14 protein-coding genes and 1 riboswitch are annotated in these 14,872 nt (G+C 76.3%); of the genes, 6 read left to right on the top strand and 8 right to left on the bottom strand.

Annotated features, from left to right (window positions below; genetic code table 11):
• Nucleotides 1-16: 16 nt before the first annotated feature.
• The 5 genes from MF406_RS11890 to MF406_RS11870 form a co-directional block, all read right to left on the bottom strand.
• Nucleotides 17-844 (bottom strand): ECF transporter S component, encoded by an 828-nt coding sequence (locus MF406_RS11890; RefSeq protein ID WP_242893806.1) that lies wholly within the window; start codon nucleotides 842-844, stop codon nucleotides 17-19.
• A gap of 146 nt (nucleotides 845-990) precedes the next feature.
• Complete coding sequence (locus MF406_RS11885; protein ID WP_242893803.1) at nucleotides 991-2,760, bottom strand: ABC transporter ATP-binding protein; 1,770 nt, start codon at nucleotides 2,758-2,760, stop codon at nucleotides 991-993.
• Complete coding sequence (locus MF406_RS11880; RefSeq protein WP_256463890.1) at nucleotides 2,757-3,986, bottom strand: energy-coupling factor transporter transmembrane component T; 1,230 nt, start codon at nucleotides 3,984-3,986, stop codon at nucleotides 2,757-2,759. Before MF406_RS11880 ends, MF406_RS11885 begins: the two co-directional genes overlap by 4 nt.
• Before the next feature lies 1 nt (nucleotide 3,987).
• Nucleotides 3,988-4,755, bottom strand: coding sequence for a hypothetical protein (locus MF406_RS18730; protein ID WP_256463889.1), 768 nt, complete (start codon nucleotides 4,753-4,755; stop codon nucleotides 3,988-3,990).
• 87 nt (nucleotides 4,756-4,842) lie between these two features.
• Nucleotides 4,843-4,985: riboswitch (cobalamin riboswitch) on the bottom strand.
• A 106-nt stretch (nucleotides 4,986-5,091) separates the two neighbouring features.
• Nucleotides 5,092-6,669 carry an FMN-binding glutamate synthase family protein gene (locus tag MF406_RS11870; protein ID WP_242893800.1) on the bottom strand — a complete coding sequence of 526 codons (1,578 nt, stop codon included), beginning with the start codon at nucleotides 6,667-6,669 and terminating at the stop codon, nucleotides 5,092-5,094.
• Nucleotides 6,670-6,903: 234 nt separating this feature from the next.
• Between MF406_RS11870 and MF406_RS11865 the strand changes: the two genes are divergently transcribed.
• From MF406_RS11865 to MF406_RS11855, 3 genes are all read left to right on the top strand, one after another.
• Entirely contained in the window at nucleotides 6,904-7,668 is a 765-nt protein-coding gene (locus tag MF406_RS11865; RefSeq protein ID WP_242893798.1) for an MBL fold metallo-hydrolase, read from the top strand.
• 179 nt (nucleotides 7,669-7,847) lie between these two features.
• Entirely contained in the window at nucleotides 7,848-8,108 is a 261-nt protein-coding gene (locus MF406_RS11860) for a type II toxin-antitoxin system Phd/YefM family antitoxin (RefSeq protein WP_242893796.1), read from the top strand.
• A gap of 9 nt (nucleotides 8,109-8,117) precedes the next feature.
• Complete coding sequence (locus MF406_RS11855; RefSeq protein ID WP_242893794.1) at nucleotides 8,118-8,555, top strand: type II toxin-antitoxin system VapC family toxin; 438 nt, start codon at nucleotides 8,118-8,120, stop codon at nucleotides 8,553-8,555.
• Between the two features lie 84 nt (nucleotides 8,556-8,639).
• Here the strand turns inward: MF406_RS11855 and MF406_RS11850 are convergent, their stop codons facing one another.
• Nucleotides 8,640-9,437 (bottom strand): SDR family NAD(P)-dependent oxidoreductase, encoded by a 798-nt coding sequence (locus tag MF406_RS11850; protein WP_242893791.1) that lies wholly within the window; start codon nucleotides 9,435-9,437, stop codon nucleotides 8,640-8,642.
• A gap of 116 nt (nucleotides 9,438-9,553) precedes the next feature.
• Between MF406_RS11850 and MF406_RS11845 the strand changes: the two genes are divergently transcribed.
• From MF406_RS11845 to MF406_RS11835, 3 genes are all read left to right on the top strand, one after another.
• Nucleotides 9,554-10,138 carry a GNAT family N-acetyltransferase gene (locus MF406_RS11845; RefSeq protein ID WP_242893788.1) on the top strand — a complete coding sequence of 195 codons (585 nt, stop codon included), beginning with the start codon at nucleotides 9,554-9,556 and terminating at the stop codon, nucleotides 10,136-10,138.
• 217 nt (nucleotides 10,139-10,355) lie between these two features.
• Complete coding sequence (locus MF406_RS11840; RefSeq protein ID WP_242893787.1) at nucleotides 10,356-10,955, top strand: hypothetical protein; 600 nt, start codon at nucleotides 10,356-10,358, stop codon at nucleotides 10,953-10,955.
• An 82-nt stretch (nucleotides 10,956-11,037) separates the two neighbouring features.
• Nucleotides 11,038-12,012, top strand: coding sequence for an aldo/keto reductase (locus MF406_RS11835; RefSeq protein WP_242893784.1), 975 nt, complete (start codon nucleotides 11,038-11,040; stop codon nucleotides 12,010-12,012).
• A gap of 64 nt (nucleotides 12,013-12,076) precedes the next feature.
• On the opposite strand, the gene mgtE is transcribed toward MF406_RS11835, so the two are convergent.
• Together mgtE and MF406_RS11825 are read right to left on the bottom strand one after the other, a co-directional pair.
• Complete coding sequence (mgtE, locus tag MF406_RS11830) at nucleotides 12,077-13,435, bottom strand: magnesium transporter (protein WP_242893781.1); 1,359 nt, start codon at nucleotides 13,433-13,435, stop codon at nucleotides 12,077-12,079.
• Between the two features lie 108 nt (nucleotides 13,436-13,543).
• The gene (locus MF406_RS11825; protein ID WP_242893779.1) at nucleotides 13,544-14,743 is read right to left on the bottom strand and encodes an MFS transporter; all 1,200 of its coding nucleotides are present in this window, start codon (nucleotides 14,741-14,743) and stop codon (nucleotides 13,544-13,546) included.
• Nucleotides 14,744-14,872: the final 129 nt, after the last annotated feature.

The following is a 14,872-nucleotide window of genomic DNA, read 5'->3' as shown; positions in this document are numbered from 1 at the left end:
TCCGGCGGCTACGCGATCATGCGGAAAGGTCGGGCCGCCGCCCTCGCTCCGGCGGAGATTGTGTTACTTCCTGCACGGCCGGCGCTGCGGCGGGCCGGCGGGACGGCCCGGCGGGACGAGCCGGTTCGGCCGGACCGGCCGGCGGGCCGAACCGGGCGCGGCGCGCCGCCCGGCGCAGCGTGGCCAGGACGGGGCGGCCGAGCACGAGGACGCCCACCGCGGTGGTGATCGCGCGGCCCAAGTCCCAGCCGAGGGAGGTCGTCACGCTGTAGAGGACGAACCGGTGCAGGTTCTCACCCACCCCGGCGCCGGGGACGTAGGACAGGGCGGTGGCCCCGCCCAGCTGGAAGGGCCAGAAGGACAGGTTCATCAGCAGCCCGTACCCCAGCGAGGCCACAGCGCCGTAGGCCGCCAGCACCGCCAGTTCACGGCCGCCGCGGGCCCGGCCGGGCAGCAGCCCGGCACCGAGCCCCACCCAGGATGCGCCGAGCATCTGGAACGGCAGCCACGGCCCGACCCCGCCGGTGAGGAGCGCGGAGGCGAAGATCGTCGTCGAGCCCAGCACGAACCCGAAGCCCGGCCCGAGCACCCGCCCACCCAGGATGATCGTCACGAATACCGTCTCCACCCCCGCGGTGCCGGCGGCGAGCGGGCGCAGCACGGCGCCCAGCGCGGCCAGCAGGCCGAGGACGGCGATGGCCTTGACGTCGATGCCACCGTCGGCGAGGCCGACGAACAGCACGGCCAGGACCGCCAGGACCACGACGCCGAGGACGAGCGGGGCGGTGGTGCCGTCGGTGAGCGTGGCGCCGGACTCGGCGAGCAGGGGCCAGAGGAACGCCATCAGCCCAACCGCGGTGACCAGGGTGAGGGCGACGGCAGTGCGCCGGGTGAGCGGCAGGGCCCGAGCGCCGGCTGGGCCGCGGTCGTCTGCGAGCCCGTGGTCGCCTGCCGCGCCCCGGTCCCCGGCTGGTCCTCGGCGGAGCGGGCTCACGGCTCCGCCCCGAGGGCCGCGCGGACCTGGGCCACGGTGAGCAGCGGCACCGGGGCGAGGATCTTCGCCACCTGGGGAGCGAAGGCGGGGGAGGCCAGGAGCACCTCGTCGGCCGCCCCGTCGGCGACCACCTCACCGTCGGCCAGCAGCACCACCCGGTCCGCGCACCCGGCCAGGAACTCCACGTCGTGGCTGGTCACCAGCACCGCGCGGCCGGCGTCGGCGATGCCGGTCAGCACGGCGGTGAGGCGGTCCTTGGCCGCGTAGTCCAGGCCGCGGGTCGGCTCGTCCAGGAGCACGACGGCGGGGGCGGCGGCGAGCTGGACCGCCAGGGCGAGGGCGAGGCGCTGACCCTCGGAGAGGTCGCGCGGGTGCGCCTCGTCCGGCACCCCCGGTGCGATCGTCTCGAGCAGGGCGTGGGTGGTCCCCGCCGGGGCGGCGGCGTCGGTGTCCCCGGCGGCGCACTCGGCGGCCACCGTCTCCCGGAAGAGCAGGTCCGACGGCGTCTGCGGGACGAGGGTGACCAGGTGCCGGGCGGCGGACGGGCGCAGCCGGGCCGGGTCGGCGCCGAGGTCGGGCCCCGGCCCTTCCTTGCCGGGGTCGGGTCCCGGCCCTCCCTTGCCGGGGTCCGGCGCCGGCCGGGTCGGGCCGGCCTCCCGAGCGGGCTCGGGCACCGGCCGCACGCGCACGGTGCCGCTCGCGCGGGCCTGGCCCTGCAGCGCCCAGACCAGCGAGGACTTCCCGGCCCCGTTGCGGCCCATGACGGCCACCACCTCCCCGGCCCGCACGGTCAGGTTCACCCGGCGCAGCGCGGTCACCGGCCCGTGCTGCACCACGAGGTCGCGGGCGGCGAGCACCGGGGGGTCCGCGGGGGTAGGGCCGTCAGCGAGCGCGTCTGCGGCCGGGTGGGCAGGACCCGCCGGCCGCCGCGCAGCGGGCGAGAGGCGAGCCCCGTCCGTCAGCCGTGCCCGCAGGGGCGCAGCGCGGCGGCGGGCGTCGCGGACCGAGAGCGGCAGCGGGTCCCACCCGGCGAGCCGGCCGAGCTCGACGACCGGCGGGGCGACCGGGGCCGCGGCGAGCACCCGGGCGGGGTCGCCGTGGACGGCGCGGCCGCCGTCGTCCAGGGCCAGGACGGTGTCGGCGAACTGCACGACCCGCTCGAGCCGGTGCTCGGCGAGCAGCACGGTCACCCCGACGTCGTGGACGAGGCGGGCGAGGGCGGCCAGGACCTCCTCGGCGGCGGTGGGGTCCAGGGCCGAGGTGGGCTCGTCGAGCACGAGCACCCGGGGCTGGGCGGTGAGCACGGCGCCGATGGCCACCCGCTGCTGCTCGCCGCCGGAGAGGGTGGTCAGCGGCCGGCCGCGCAGCGGGGCCAGCCCCAGGAGGTCCAGCACCTCCTCGACCCGCTTGCGCATGGTGGCCGGGGGCAGGCCCTGCTGCTCGAGCCCGAACGCGAGCTCCTCCTCCACGGTGTCGGTGACGAAGGACGCCAGCGGGTCCTGCCCGACGACGCCGACGACGTCCGACAGGTCCCGCGGCAGGTGGGTGCGGGTGTCCCGGCCGGCGACCCGGACCTCGCCCTGCACGAGCCCGCCGGTGAAATGCGGCACCCGGGCGCAGGCGGCGCCGAGGAGGGTGGACTTCCCCGCCCCGGTCGGCCCGACGACCAGGCACAGCTCGCCCTCCTCGATCGTCGCGTGCACGCCGGCCAGGGCCGGTGCCGGGGCACCGTCGTAGGTGACGGAGAGGTCGGTGAAGCTGATCATCGCGCGCCCCGGTCCGGCATGGCGGGCGCTCTGGTCTCGCGGGCCGACGGCGTGGGGTTCCGGGCCGGCGGTGCAGCGTCACTGGCCGCAGGAGCGGCGTTCCAGTCCTGCGCCGCGGCCCCGCGCGCCGGCACCAGCGCGCCGAGCACCGGCAGCGCCGCGACGAGCGCCGCCAGCACGGCCGTCGGCGGCACCGGCGGCCAGGTCAGGGTGTTCACCGGCAGGGCGAGCGCGGCCGGGTCCACCACGGCGAGGAGGAGGACCGCAGGCACCACCCCGCAGGCCGCGACCGCCGTCGCCGCCGCGCCCCACGGCTCCGGCCGGTACCGGGTCCGGTGCACCCGCCGCCCGGCCACGACGGAGGCCGCCACGGCGACCACCGCCCCCGCCGCCAGCAGCCCCGCCCCGAGCCAGGCCGGCGCGGCGCCGTCAAGCAGGCCGTAGACCCCGAGGACCGCGGCAAGGAGCGCGACCAGCAGCGCCCACCCCACCCCGCCGGCACCGGCCCGGTCCCCAGCCGGGCGGCGGCCGTAGCCGCGGGAATCCATCGAGGCAGCCAGGGCCAGGGCCTGGTCCATGGCGTCCTGCAGCACTGGCACCGCCCGGGCGAGGACCTCCCGGGGCCGCGCCCGGTCCAGCCCGCGCAGCCGCTGGGCCCGGCGGACCCGCGCAACGGCGGAGACGAGCTGCGGGTTCACCGTGACGGCGATGACGACGGCGGTGCCCGCCGGGTGCAGGGCGGCGGGCAGGTGCCGCAGCGCCCGCTTGGGGTTGGCCAGGGCGTTCGCCGCGCCGAAGCAGACCACCAGCACGGCCAGCTGCAGACCGCCGGCCGCCGCGGTCACCAGGCCCGCGGTGTGCACCGGGCCGAGCAGGGTGATGCCCGCGGCCCAGTCCGGCAGGGCGACGCGGGGCAGGTCGAGCAGCACCGGTCCGCCGGTCTTCAGCCCGACCAGCACGTAGAAGACCATCCGGAACACCACGATCGCCACGCCGAGCAGCAGGTAGAGCCGGAACGCCCGGCCCCACGGGGAGTCGCCCCGCCGGGTCAGGACGACGGCGACGACCGCCGTCAGCAGCAGGCCCAGGATCACCGGGTTCCCGGTGCGGGTCACCCCGACCGCGACGCCCGACGCCCACGCCCACCACGCCAGCGGGTGCAGCGCGGCCTCCGCCGCCGTCGCGGGTGCGGTGGCGGGCCGGGCGGGGACGGCGGGAGCGGCCACGTCAGGCGCGCCGGCGGCGGAGGAGCACCGCGGCGACGACGGCGGCCACCACCACGACCGCGGCCACCACGACCCCCGGGCTGACGGCCAGGCCGGCGCTGCTCCCCTCGGTCCGGGCGGCGTCGTCGTCGGCGTCAGCGGTGGCGTCCGCGGCGGCCGCGGACTCGGCGTCCCCGGCGCCGGTGCCGTCCGTCGACGCCGCCGTGGCCACCCCGGCGGCGAGCTCGGCGGGGGCCACGCCGGGACCGGTGGATCCGTCGTTGTACCGCCACCCCTCCACGTCCCCGGGGGCGGGGTCGGCGGTGTCGGCGCCGACGGCGGCCGCCTCCCAGTCCTGGCCGGGGCCGGCCTGCCAGTAGGACCAGTAGTTCCCGTCGAACTCCGCCGGGCAGGGGTCGGGCTGGGCGTCGATGGCGCAGATCATGCCCGAGGCCGAGTCGGTGGGGGTGAAGCCGGCCGCCTCCAGCGCCTCCCGCCCGGTGGCCGGGTCGCCGGCGGCGCAGCCCACCTGCACCTCCCCGCCCAGGTCGGTGAGGTCGACGACGATCGTGACGCCCTCGTCCGCGGCGCACGGCCCGGCGGCGGTGGCGTTGGCGGCTGCGACGGGCGCGGCGGTGGTGGCGGGTGCCGTGCCCGTGGCGGCTGCAACGTTGGGTGCCGCGGCAGTGGTGGCCACGGCGGGAGGTGCCGCCCAGGCGGTGGCCGCCGGCGCGGCGGCGAGGAGCAGGCCGGCGCCGAGCGCGGCCAGGGCGGGGCGGGTGCGGGGCATCGGTACCTCCCGGAGCCGGTCGCGTGGTCCGGCTCCGTCGGTGCGCGGGCACCGCACGTCCCCGGCTCGTCCGCAGACCTCGACGGATGTGGAGCCTGACGTCCCGGCAGGTGGTCCGGCTCGCCGTCGGGAGAGTTCCCGAGGCCTACGGTTGCGGGTCAGCGCCGGCTTCTGACCGGCTTCCCCTGCGGTGGGACGGTGGCGAGTCTACCGGGGCGGCCCGGGACGAAGGGTTTGATCAGACCGGTGGCTGCGGGGTAGACCAGCGCGCTCGTAGCGGGGCAGACCCGCGCGGTCGTAGCGGGTGGACCGGGCCGGTCGAGGCGGCCCCAGGCGTCAGCCCTGGGTGGTGGCCGACTCCGGCGCGGCGCTGCCCTGCGGGGCCCGGCCCAGCATGATGTCGGTGATCTCGGCCTGCTGGGTGGCGGAGGGCTGGCCCCAGCCCGGCTCGTACCCGGCGACCTCGCGCAGCGGCACCCCGCGCTGGTTGCCGTGCATGAGCTCGACGTCGTCGGCGTCGATGAGCCCCGGGTGCGCGACCCCGCAGGACTCGGCGACCTTGAGCAGGTCCCGGCGCAGGGTGCGGACGTAGCCGGCGAACCGCTGCGACTTCACGGTGGGGTCCAGGCCGTGCGCGAGCCAGGGGTTCTGGGTGGCCACCCCCACCGGGCACCGGTCGGTGTGGCACTTCTGCGCCTGGATGCAGCCGATGGCGAGCATCGCCTCCCGGGCGACGCTGATCAGGTCGCAGCCCAGGGCGAGGGCGACGACGGCGTTGTCGGCCAGCCCCAGCTTGCCGCCGCCCATGAAGACGATCCGGTCGGTCAGGCCGGCCGCGGCGAAGATCCGGTACACCCGGGCGAACCCGACCCGGGAGGGCAGGGCGACGGAGTCGGAGAAGGTCAGCGGCGCGGCGCCGGTCCCGCCCTCCCCGCCGTCGATGGTGATGAAGTCGACGCCGCGGTCGCCGTCGGCCATCGCGGCGGCGAGGTCCTCCCAGAACTGCAGGTCCCCGACGGCGGACTTGATGCCCACCGGCAGGCCGGTGGTGTCGGCAAGGAGCTCGACCCAGTCGAGCATGGAGTCCACGTCGGAGAACTCCGCGTGCCGGGAGGGGCTGATGCAGTCCTCGCCCTCCCGCACCCCGCGGATCTCGGCGATCTCGGCCGACACCTTGGCGGCCGGCAGCACCCCGCCGAGGCCGGGCTTGGCGCCCTGGCTGAGCTTGATCTCCAGCGCCCGGACCGGCGCGGAGGCCACCAGGTCCTGCAGGCGGGCCAGGTCGAAGGCGCCGTCGAGGTCCCGGCAGCCGAAGTAGGCGGTGCCGATCTGGAAGATGAGGTCCCCGCCGTGGCGGTGATGGGGGGACAGGCCGCCCTCGCCGGTGTTCTGCAGGGCGTGGGTCATCGCGGCGCCCTCGTTGAGGGCCTGGACCGCCTGCCCGGACAGCGACCCGAAGCTCATGGCCGAGACGTTCACCAGCGACGCCGGCCGGAACGCCTTGGCGCGGCCCCGGGCGGCGCCGAGGACCTTCGCGCACGGCACCGACACCTCCTCACCGGCCTTCGGGTGGGAGGTGGGCACGACCGAGCTGAAGGTGCGGTGCTTGATGATGGGGTAGCCGTCGGTGTGCTCGACGTCGTTGTCGGTGCCGAAGCCGAAGTAGTTGTTCTCGCCCTTGGCCGAGGCGTAGACCCAGCGGCGCTGGTCGCGGGTGAAGGGCCGCTCCTCGTCGTTGCCGGCGACGACGTACTGGCGCAGCTCGGGCCCGATCGTCTCGATCGCGTAGCGCGCGTGGGCGACGACGGGGAAGTTGCGCTGGAGCGTGTGGCGGCGCTGCAGCAGGTCGTGCGCGGCGACGCCGGCGAGGGCGCCCAGCGGCAGGAGCGCCTTGGTCCACGGTGACCGTCCCATGACGGAAGTGTGCGCCACGGTCGGGTGCGTGGCGAGCCGAACGGGCGACGGCGTCCGGCAGTTCTTGGCGACGGCGTCCGGCAGTTCTTGGCGACGGCGTCCGGCCGGCTCGGTTGGCGGCGTCCAGCGGGCCCGGCGGGGATCCCGGACGTCGCTCGGCCGGCCCCTCCCCGGCGCCCTCCGCCTCCCGACGGCGCCGCGCCCCTCGACGGCGAACCGCACTAGCCTCGTGGGATGGCTGCAGGAGCCCGACCGGTCAGCGAGCGCGTCGCCGTCGTCCGGGCGCCGAACCCGGGCCCGATGACGCTGGAGGGCACCAACACCTACCTGCTCCGCGACCCCGCCAGCACCGAAGTGCTGGTGGTGGACCCGGGCCCCGACGACGCCGGGCACGTCCGCGCGGTGCTCGCGGCCGCCACCGCCGACGGCGGCCGGGTCACCGGCATCTTGCTGACCCACCACCACCCCGACCACACCGGCGCCGTCGGCGCGCTCGTCGCCGCCACGTCGGCCCCCGTGCTCGGCGGCGGCGCGACGCCGCTGGGGGAGGGGACGGTGCCGGGCGTCGGCGGGCCGCGGGTGGAGGTGATGGCCACCCCGGGCCACACGGCCGACTCGGTGTGCCTGCTGGTACCGGCGGACCGGGTGCTGCTGACCGGGGACACCGTGCTCGGCCGGGGCCCGACCGTCATCGCCCCGGACGGCGACCTGGGCGACTACCTCACCAGCCTGAACCGGCTCCTGTCCCGGCAGGCGACCGGAGACCTCGACCGGATAGCCCCCGGGCACGGCCCCCAGATCACCGACGCCGGCGCGGCCCTGACGGCGCTGCGCGAGCACCGGCAGCGCCGCCTCGCCCAGGTCAGCGCCGCCCTGGCGGCCGGCGCGCAGGGCGTGGACGACGTCCTCGACGCGGTCTACGGCGACATCGAGCCCGAGCTGCGGACGGCGGCCGCGTCGTCGGTCCGCGCCCAGCTGACCTACCTCGCCCGCCGCTGACTGCTGGTGGCTGCCCCGGCCCGACCGGGCACGGACAGCGCTGGGCCATCCCGGCGACGAAGTGCGGGTGACCCGCACGGCGCAGAGGAGGTTGACGTCGAGCGTGTGCCGGTGGGCAGCCGCGGCGATCCCCATCGAGATGTGTACGATCGCGGTCCGCGCTGTTGTACGCTTCGAGCATGGACGTTGCGGTGAGTAGTTTGCGCGCGGAGCTGTCGGACTGGATCGAGCGGGTCCGCGGGGGTGAGGAGGTCGTGGTGACCGATCGGGGCACGCCCGTGGCCCGGCTGGTTCCGGTGGATACGGCATCGCTGCTGGAGCAGCTGACCCGGCAAGGGGTGCTGAGCCGGCCGCGGGCTGCGCGACCGACCGCGAGCAGCGCCTCGCGAGTGCATGCCAGCCGGCCGGTATCTGACCTGGTCTCTGAGCAGCGTCGGTGACGTCGTCCCGTGGCGATCGTCTACTTCGACAGCAGCGCTTTCGTCAAGCTGGTGGTCGAGGAGGATGGCAGCGACATCGCGGCGGCGTTGTGGAATGGATGTGACGCTGCGATCTCCAGCCGGCTGGCCTATCCGGAGGTGCGTGCCGCTCTGGCCGCGGCCGGTCGTGATCACCGACTCGATGCAGAGGCGCAACGGCAGGCCGAAGCGGCATGGGAGGGATACTGGGCGGCGACACGGCAGGTGGAACTCACCGAAGCGATCACCGCTCAAGCGGGCCGGCTGGCCGGGCCGTATGCATTGCGCGGTGCCGATGCTGTCCACCTTTCCAGTGCGCTCGCCGTCGGCGTTGACGAGATCCTGTTTGCTGCCTGGGACCGGCGCCTACGGTCTGGGGTCCAAGCGGCCGGAATCACGCTCGCACCGGCGGAACTGCCGGGCTTGTAGCCAGGGCCTGATTCACCCTGAGCCATGACACCCAAGCCAGGCCCAGGCGAGGCCGGATGCCGGAGCCGGCACCGGTGACGAGCGTCAGACCGTCCAGACCGACCCGGCGTCGACCCGGTAGTTCGAGCCGGTGACGAACGACGCCCGCGCCGAGCACAGGAACGTGACGACCGCGGCCACCTCCTCCGGGCGGCCGCGCCGCTCGCTCTGCATCGCCGGGCGCTGTTCGTCGAGGAACGTCGAGATCGCCTCGTCCAGGCTCACGCCCAGCTGCTCAGCCCGCTGCCCCATCATCGCGTCGGTCATCGGCGTGTCGATGAACGCCGGCGAGACGGCGTTGATCAGGACGCCGGACTTGCCGTACGTCCGGGACATCCCCTTGGCGAGCACGTTCAGGCCGCCCTTCGCGACGGCGTACGGCAGCTCGTTGTCGTAGGGCTGGACCGCGTCCTCGGAGGAGATGAAGACGACCCGGCCCCAGCCGCGCTCGGCCATCCCGGCGACGAACGCGCGGGTGACCCACACCGCGCCGAGGAGGTTGACGTCGAGCGTGTGCCGCCAGCCCTCCTCGTCGAGCTCGTGGAAGGGGCCGTCCGGGCCGTGGATGCCGGCGGCGTTGACCAGGATGTCGACGTCGCCCACCTGCTCGCGGACCTCCGCGGCGAGCCCGGCCACCGACTCCGGGCTGGCGACGTCGACGGCGACCTGGTGCACCCGGTCGGGCCGCCCGAGGTCGGCGGCCGCCGTCGCGAGCCGGTCGGGGTACTGGTCGGCGAGGACGACCTGAGCCCCCTCGGCGAGCAGCTCGCGGGCGCAGGCGAGGCCGATGCCGGAGTCGGCGCCGGTGACGAGGGCGGTGCGACCCGCCAGACCCAGGTCCATCGCTGCTCCCTCCGCCCGGTGCCGTCGTTCACCGGTTCCGTTCGGGAACGGTAGCCACCGCCGAGCGGGGCCACCACCGGACGGTGGCGCGGCACGGTCTGGCGTAGCGTCGCGCCATGGCGACGCCGCCCCAGACCACCGCCAACGTACGCATCGAGCAGCTCGACACCGTATTCGCCACGCGCGGCGACCCCGCCCGCTGCTGGTGCCAGTGGTTCCGCTGCCCGGCCGCCGAGTACCGGCAGACCACCCCGGCCGAGCGCCGCGCGCGCACCGCCGCCGACCTCGCCGCGCCCGGGCCGTCCCCGGGCGTCGTCGCCACGGTCGACGACGAGCCGGTGGGGTGGTGCGCCGTCGCCCCGTGGTCGGCCTACCCGCGGCTGCGGACCAGCCGCACGGCCGGGGCTGGGCGGCACGAGCCGGGGGACGACCGGGCGGGGGTGTGGGCGGTGACCTGCTTCGTCGTGCGCGTCGGGCACCGCCGCGCGGGGGTGGGCAGGGCCCTGCTGCGGGCCGCCGTCGAGCACGCCCGGGTCCACGGTGCGGCGGTCCTCGAGGGCTACCCGGTGGACACGACGGTCGCCCGCCCGTCCTCGGCGGAGCTGTTCCACGGCGCCCTGTCGACGTTCCTCGCCCAGGGCTTCACCGAGGTCGCCCGGCCGACGCCCGCCCGCGCCGTCGTCCGGCTGACCCTCCGCTGACGCCCGGGCACCGGTCCGCGGCCGACGGCGGCCGGTGGGGCAGCGCCCTGGACGTCCCGCCGGGCGGCCACCGCCGACGACGGCCGGGGCAGCGTCGGGCGACGTCACCGTCGTGGGTGATGCGACGGCGGCCGTCCGGCAGCTCCTGCCCGTCCGTCGGGGGGTGGCTTGACCCCCGCTGGGGCGTGCCGCCGGCTGTCTGCGGTAGAACCGGTGCATGCGGCTCTACGCGGACCACCCGGCCCGGCGCGCTCGTCAGGTGGCCGGCGACCTGCTCGTCCTCGGCTGGCTGGTCCTGTGCGCCGGGGCGGGCGCGGCCGTCCACGGCGCGGTCGCGGCCCTCGCCGCCCCGCTGCGCCGGGTGGCGCGTGTCGGCGGGCAGATCGAGGACTCCATGACCGATGCGGGCAGCACGGCGTCGGACGTACCTATCGTCGGAGACGGGCTCGGGCGGCCGCTGATCGAGGTCGCGGCCGCCGGGGAGCGGCTGCGCGAGGCCGGCCTGGACGCCGCCGGGCTCGTGGAGATGCTCGCGACCGTCGTCGGCGTGCTCGTGGCGCTCCTGCCCGCACTCATCGTCCTCCTGCCGTGGCTCGTGCGGCGCCTGCGGTTCGCCCGCCGCGCGGGCGAGGTCCGGCGCCTCGCGAGCGACCCGGCCGGTCTCGACCTCCTCGCCCTGCGGGCCCTCGTCGGGCAGCCGCCCGCCCGGCTGGCCGCCGTCGGACCGGACCCGGTGGCGGCCTGGCGCGCGGGCGACGCCGCGGTGCGCCGGCGGCTGGCCGAGCTCGAGCTCGCCCGGTGGGGCCTGCGGCCCTGACCCGCCCCCGGCCGCCGGGCACCCGGCGTCTCGCCCAGCGAGCCGGTGCGCCCGGGGCCCGTCCCGCCCGTAGGGTCGAGCGGTGGATCTCGTGCGCCTGGGCCGGTCCGGCCTCACCGTCTCCGTGGTCGGCCTGGGGTGCAACAACCTCGGCCGGCCCGGCACCGCCACCGAGTCGGCGGACGGCGCGGCCGCCGTCGTGCACGCCGCGCTCGACGCCGGTATCACCCTGTTCGACACCTCCGACACCTACGGCGCCACCCCCGGGCGGAGCGAGGAGCTGCTCGGCCGGGCGCTGGGCCGGCGTCGCGGCGACGTCGTCGTCGCCACCAAGTTCGGGATGGACATGCGCGGCGCGAACGGGCCCGACTTCGGCGCCCGCGGGTCCCGCCGGTACATCGTCACCGCCGTCGAGGCGTCCTTGCGGCGGCTCGGCACCGACTGGATCGACCTGTACCAGTACCACAGCCCCGACCCGCTGACCCCGGTGGAGGAGACCCTCGCCGCGCTGGACGACCTGGTCCGGGCCGGCAAGGTGCGCTACGTGGGGCACTCCAACCTGGCCGGGTGGCAGATCGCCGACGCCGAGCACGTCGCCCGCGCGGGCGGGTACACCCGGTTCGTCTCCGCGCAGAACCACTACAACCTGCTCGACCGGCGCGCCGAGCTCGAGGTCGTCCCGGCCGCGGAGGCCTACGGGCTCGGCGTGCTGCCGTACTTCCCGCTCGCCAACGGGCTGCTCACCGGCAAGTACGGGCACCGGTCGGCCCCGCCGGGCAGCCGGCTCACCCGGACCCGTCAATACCTGCTGGAGGAGGCCGACTTCGACCAGCTCGCCGCATTCACCGCCTTCGCCCGGGAGCGCGGCCTGACCGAGGTGGAGGTGGCCTTCTCCTGGCTCGCCAGCCGCCCCGCCGTCGCCTCCGTCATCGCCGGGGCGACCAGGCCCGAGCAGGTCCGGCAGAACGCCGCCGCCGCCGGCTGGCGGCCGGGCCCGGCCGAGGAGGCAGCCCTGGACGAGATCTTCCCGAAGACCCCGAAGGTCGCCCTGTTCTGACGCCGGACCCTGGGGCTCGAGCGGTTCGCCGGCCGACGGCGCCCGCCTGCTGCCGCGCGGTCCGCTACAGGCCCAGCAGGGCCCGGGCGATGAGGAAGTAGAGGATGAGCCCCGCCGCGTCGACGAACGTGGAGATGAACGGGTTGGAGAAGACCGCCGGGTCGGCGCCGAGCCGCTTGGCCACGATCGGCATCGCCCCGCCCACCGTGGCGGCCACGGTGCAGACGGCGACCAGCGTCAGGCCGATCACCGCGCCGACGGACGGGCCGTAGACCAGCGTGGCCAGCCCGAAGCCGGCGGCGCCGAGGACGAGACCGAGGCTCAGCCCGGTGCACGCCTCGCGGGCCAGGACCTTGCCGATGTCCCGCAGCGCGACGTCGCCGAGCGCGAGCGCCCGGGTGATGGTCGTCGCCGCCTGGTTCCCGGTGTTCCCGCCGGTACCGATCAGCAGCGGGATGAACACGGACAGGACCACCATCTGCGCGATGGTCGCCTCGAAGACCTCGAGCACGCGGACGGTCAGGGTCGCGCCGACGGCCAGGACGAGCAGCCACACCACCCGGGACCGCACGAGGGCGCGGACCGGCGTCGACAGGTAGGGGCGGCGCAGCGGTTCGGCGCCGCCGATGCGCGCCTGGTCCTCGCTGTCCGCCTCCTCCAGGATCCGTAGGGCGTCGTCGACGGTGAGGATGCCGACCAGCCGCTGCTCCTCGTCGACCACCAGCAGGGCGAGGAGCTTCAGGTCGGCGCAGCGCCGGGCCGCGGCCTCGGCGTCCGAGCTCGCCAGCACGGCGAAGGGCTCGCGCATGACGGCGCCGACCGCCGCGCCGCGCTCGGCGCGGATCAGGTCGCGCAGGCTCACCACCCCCACGAGGCGGCGCTCGTCGTCGACGACGGCGACCGTGTAGACGGTCTCGGCGTCGTCCAGCCGGGACTTGACCCGGTCGAGCGCGGCCGCCACGGAGGCGTCCGGGTGGACGGTGACGACCCCGGGGCTCATCCGGCGCCCGATCGACCCCCCGGGGTACCCGAGGACCACCGCGGTGCGCTCGCGCTCCCCGGGCGTCAGGCCGTGCAGCAGCCGGGTCGCCACCCCCGCCGGCACCTCGTCCAGCAGGCTGACGCGGTCGTCCGGCTCGAGGCCGGCGAAGACGCGGGCGACCTCCTCGGCCTGGAGGCCGAGCACCAGGTCGCCCTGCAGGCTCGGGTCGAGCGCCTCGAAGACCGCCAGCGCCACGTCCTTCGGCAGCAACCGGTAGACCACCGCGCGGTCGTGGCCGGAGAGCTGCTCCAGCACGGCGACGACGTCCGGGGACCGGAGCGGGGCGAGCAGACCGGCGAGGTCGGTGAGGCGCCGGTCGCGCAGCGCCCGCTCGATCGCCGTGGTCGCCCGGTCGAGGTCCGTGCCGCCGACGCCTGCCATCTCCGCCTCCTTCAGGTCCAGCAGCCCACCCAACACCACTCGGCGATCCCCCGGCGGCAGGCGCGGCAACCAGGCGCGTGGCCAGCACGTGCCGTGGGTGCGGGACCGTCAGCGGGTCGTGGCCGGCGACGGCGTGCGGCGGCCGGCGAGGCCGGCCCCGACGGCGAACCCGGCGCCCAGGAGGAGCACCAGCGCGCCGGCCCCGACGATCACCGCGGCGACGGGCAGCCCGGCGCCGACCAGGGCGCCGAGCACCGCGTAGGAGACCGGCAGGGTGCCGCTGGAGGCGATCGTCACGAAGGCCATCACCCGGCCGATGATCTCCGGGTCGGTCGCCCGCTGGATGTGGGTGATGATCAGGACGTTGATGACCGAGCTGGCGATCCCCATCGCCGCCATCAGGCCGACCTGCCACAGGTGCGGCAGCAGGCCGACGCCGACCAGGCAGGCCCCCAGGAAGGGCAGCAGCGCCCGGACCAGCCAGAGCCGGTCGCCGGCGAGCGCCGCGACGCCCGCGCCGGCGATCATGCCGGCGGCGTACGCGCCCTGGAGGACCCCGAGGTCGGCCGGGGTGGCGGCGGGGTCCGCGGCCACGAGCAGGGGGATGCCCATCAGCAGCGGTCCCATGAAGACCAGGTTGACCGCCACGATGATGAGGAGGTTCTGCCACGCGCCGCGCACGGTGCGCAGGTGCCGCAGGCCGGTTAGCGCCTCGTCGAGCAGCCGGGTCCCCGGAGCCCGCCGGGTGTGCTGCGGCTCCTGCAGCCACGCCACCGAGGCGGCCGCGACCACCAGCAGGGCCGCGACCGCCACCAGGGCGGCGGTGAAGGAGAGGGCCAGGACCGCGGCGCCGAGCAGCGGCCCGGCGATCATGCCGCCCTGGTTGGTGCTGTGCAGGGCGGCGTTCGCCGCCCGGAGCTGCTGACCGGGGACCAGCCGGGGCGCAAGCGAGGTCACCGCGGGGGAGAAGAACGCGTCGCACGCGCCGTACAGGACGCCGAAAACCAGCACCGTGGTGACCGTCAGCCAGCCGGCCTGCAGGAACCCCACCATCACGAGCACCAGGGCGAGCCGAGAGGTGGCCGACCACGCGGCGACCCGGGCCGCCCGGAACCGGTCGACGAGCACGCCGCCGACCGACATCAGCAGCAGCCGCGACGCCACGGTGGCCGCCATGACCGCGCCGAGCGCCGACGGCTCGCCGAGCTCGCGCACCACGTACCACTGCTCGAACAGCAGGTACGCCGACAGCGCGACGGCGCTCGCGCCGCTGGTCAGCCAGAGCCGGCGGAAGGCGCTGTTGCGCATCAGGTGCCGCCCGGTCCGGGGCGAGGCGGTGGACGAGGGGATTGTCGTCGTCGACCCCGATCTCGCCCCGTGGGGCGGACTAGTTCTGAACGCCGGTCGCAGCTAACCCTGGCACGCGCGGCCGCCGTC

The sequence above is a fragment of the Georgenia sp. TF02-10 genome (assembly GCF_022759505.1).
Classification (GTDB): domain Bacteria; phylum Actinomycetota; class Actinomycetes; order Actinomycetales; family Actinomycetaceae; genus TF02-10.
Note: the sequence above shows the minus strand (reverse complement) of the source record. Positions and strands in the feature narration are given on the sequence as shown.

What these genes read in the sequence shown, in the direction of transcription:
- MF406_RS11870 (WP_242893800.1), bottom strand. Translation starts at nt 6,669, where the DNA reads ATGGGACGGTCACCGTGGACCAAGGCGCTCCTGCCGCTGGGCGCCCTC.
- MF406_RS11845 (WP_242893788.1), top strand. Translation starts at nt 9,554, where the DNA reads ATGGCGACGCCGCCCCAGACCACCGCCAACGTACGCATCGAGCAGCTC.
- MF406_RS11860 (WP_242893796.1), top strand. Translation starts at nt 7,848, where the DNA reads ATGGACGTTGCGGTGAGTAGTTTGCGCGCGGAGCTGTCGGACTGGATC.
- mgtE (WP_242893781.1), bottom strand. Translation starts at nt 13,435, where the DNA reads ATGGCAGGCGTCGGCGGCACGGACCTCGACCGGGCGACCACGGCGATC.
- MF406_RS11885 (WP_242893803.1), bottom strand. Translation starts at nt 2,760, where the DNA reads ATGATCAGCTTCACCGACCTCTCCGTCACCTACGACGGTGCCCCGGCA.
- MF406_RS18730 (WP_256463889.1), bottom strand. Translation starts at nt 4,755, where the DNA reads ATGCCCCGCACCCGCCCCGCCCTGGCCGCGCTCGGCGCCGGCCTGCTC.
- MF406_RS11865 (WP_242893798.1), top strand. Translation starts at nt 6,904, where the DNA reads ATGGCTGCAGGAGCCCGACCGGTCAGCGAGCGCGTCGCCGTCGTCCGG.
- MF406_RS11825 (WP_242893779.1), bottom strand. Translation starts at nt 14,743, where the DNA reads ATGCGCAACAGCGCCTTCCGCCGGCTCTGGCTGACCAGCGGCGCGAGC.
- MF406_RS11890 (WP_242893806.1), bottom strand. Translation starts at nt 844, where the DNA reads ATGGCGTTCCTCTGGCCCCTGCTCGCCGAGTCCGGCGCCACGCTCACC.
- MF406_RS11840 (WP_242893787.1), top strand. Translation starts at nt 10,356, where the DNA reads ATGCGGCTCTACGCGGACCACCCGGCCCGGCGCGCTCGTCAGGTGGCC.
- MF406_RS11850 (WP_242893791.1), bottom strand. Translation starts at nt 9,437, where the DNA reads ATGGACCTGGGTCTGGCGGGTCGCACCGCCCTCGTCACCGGCGCCGAC.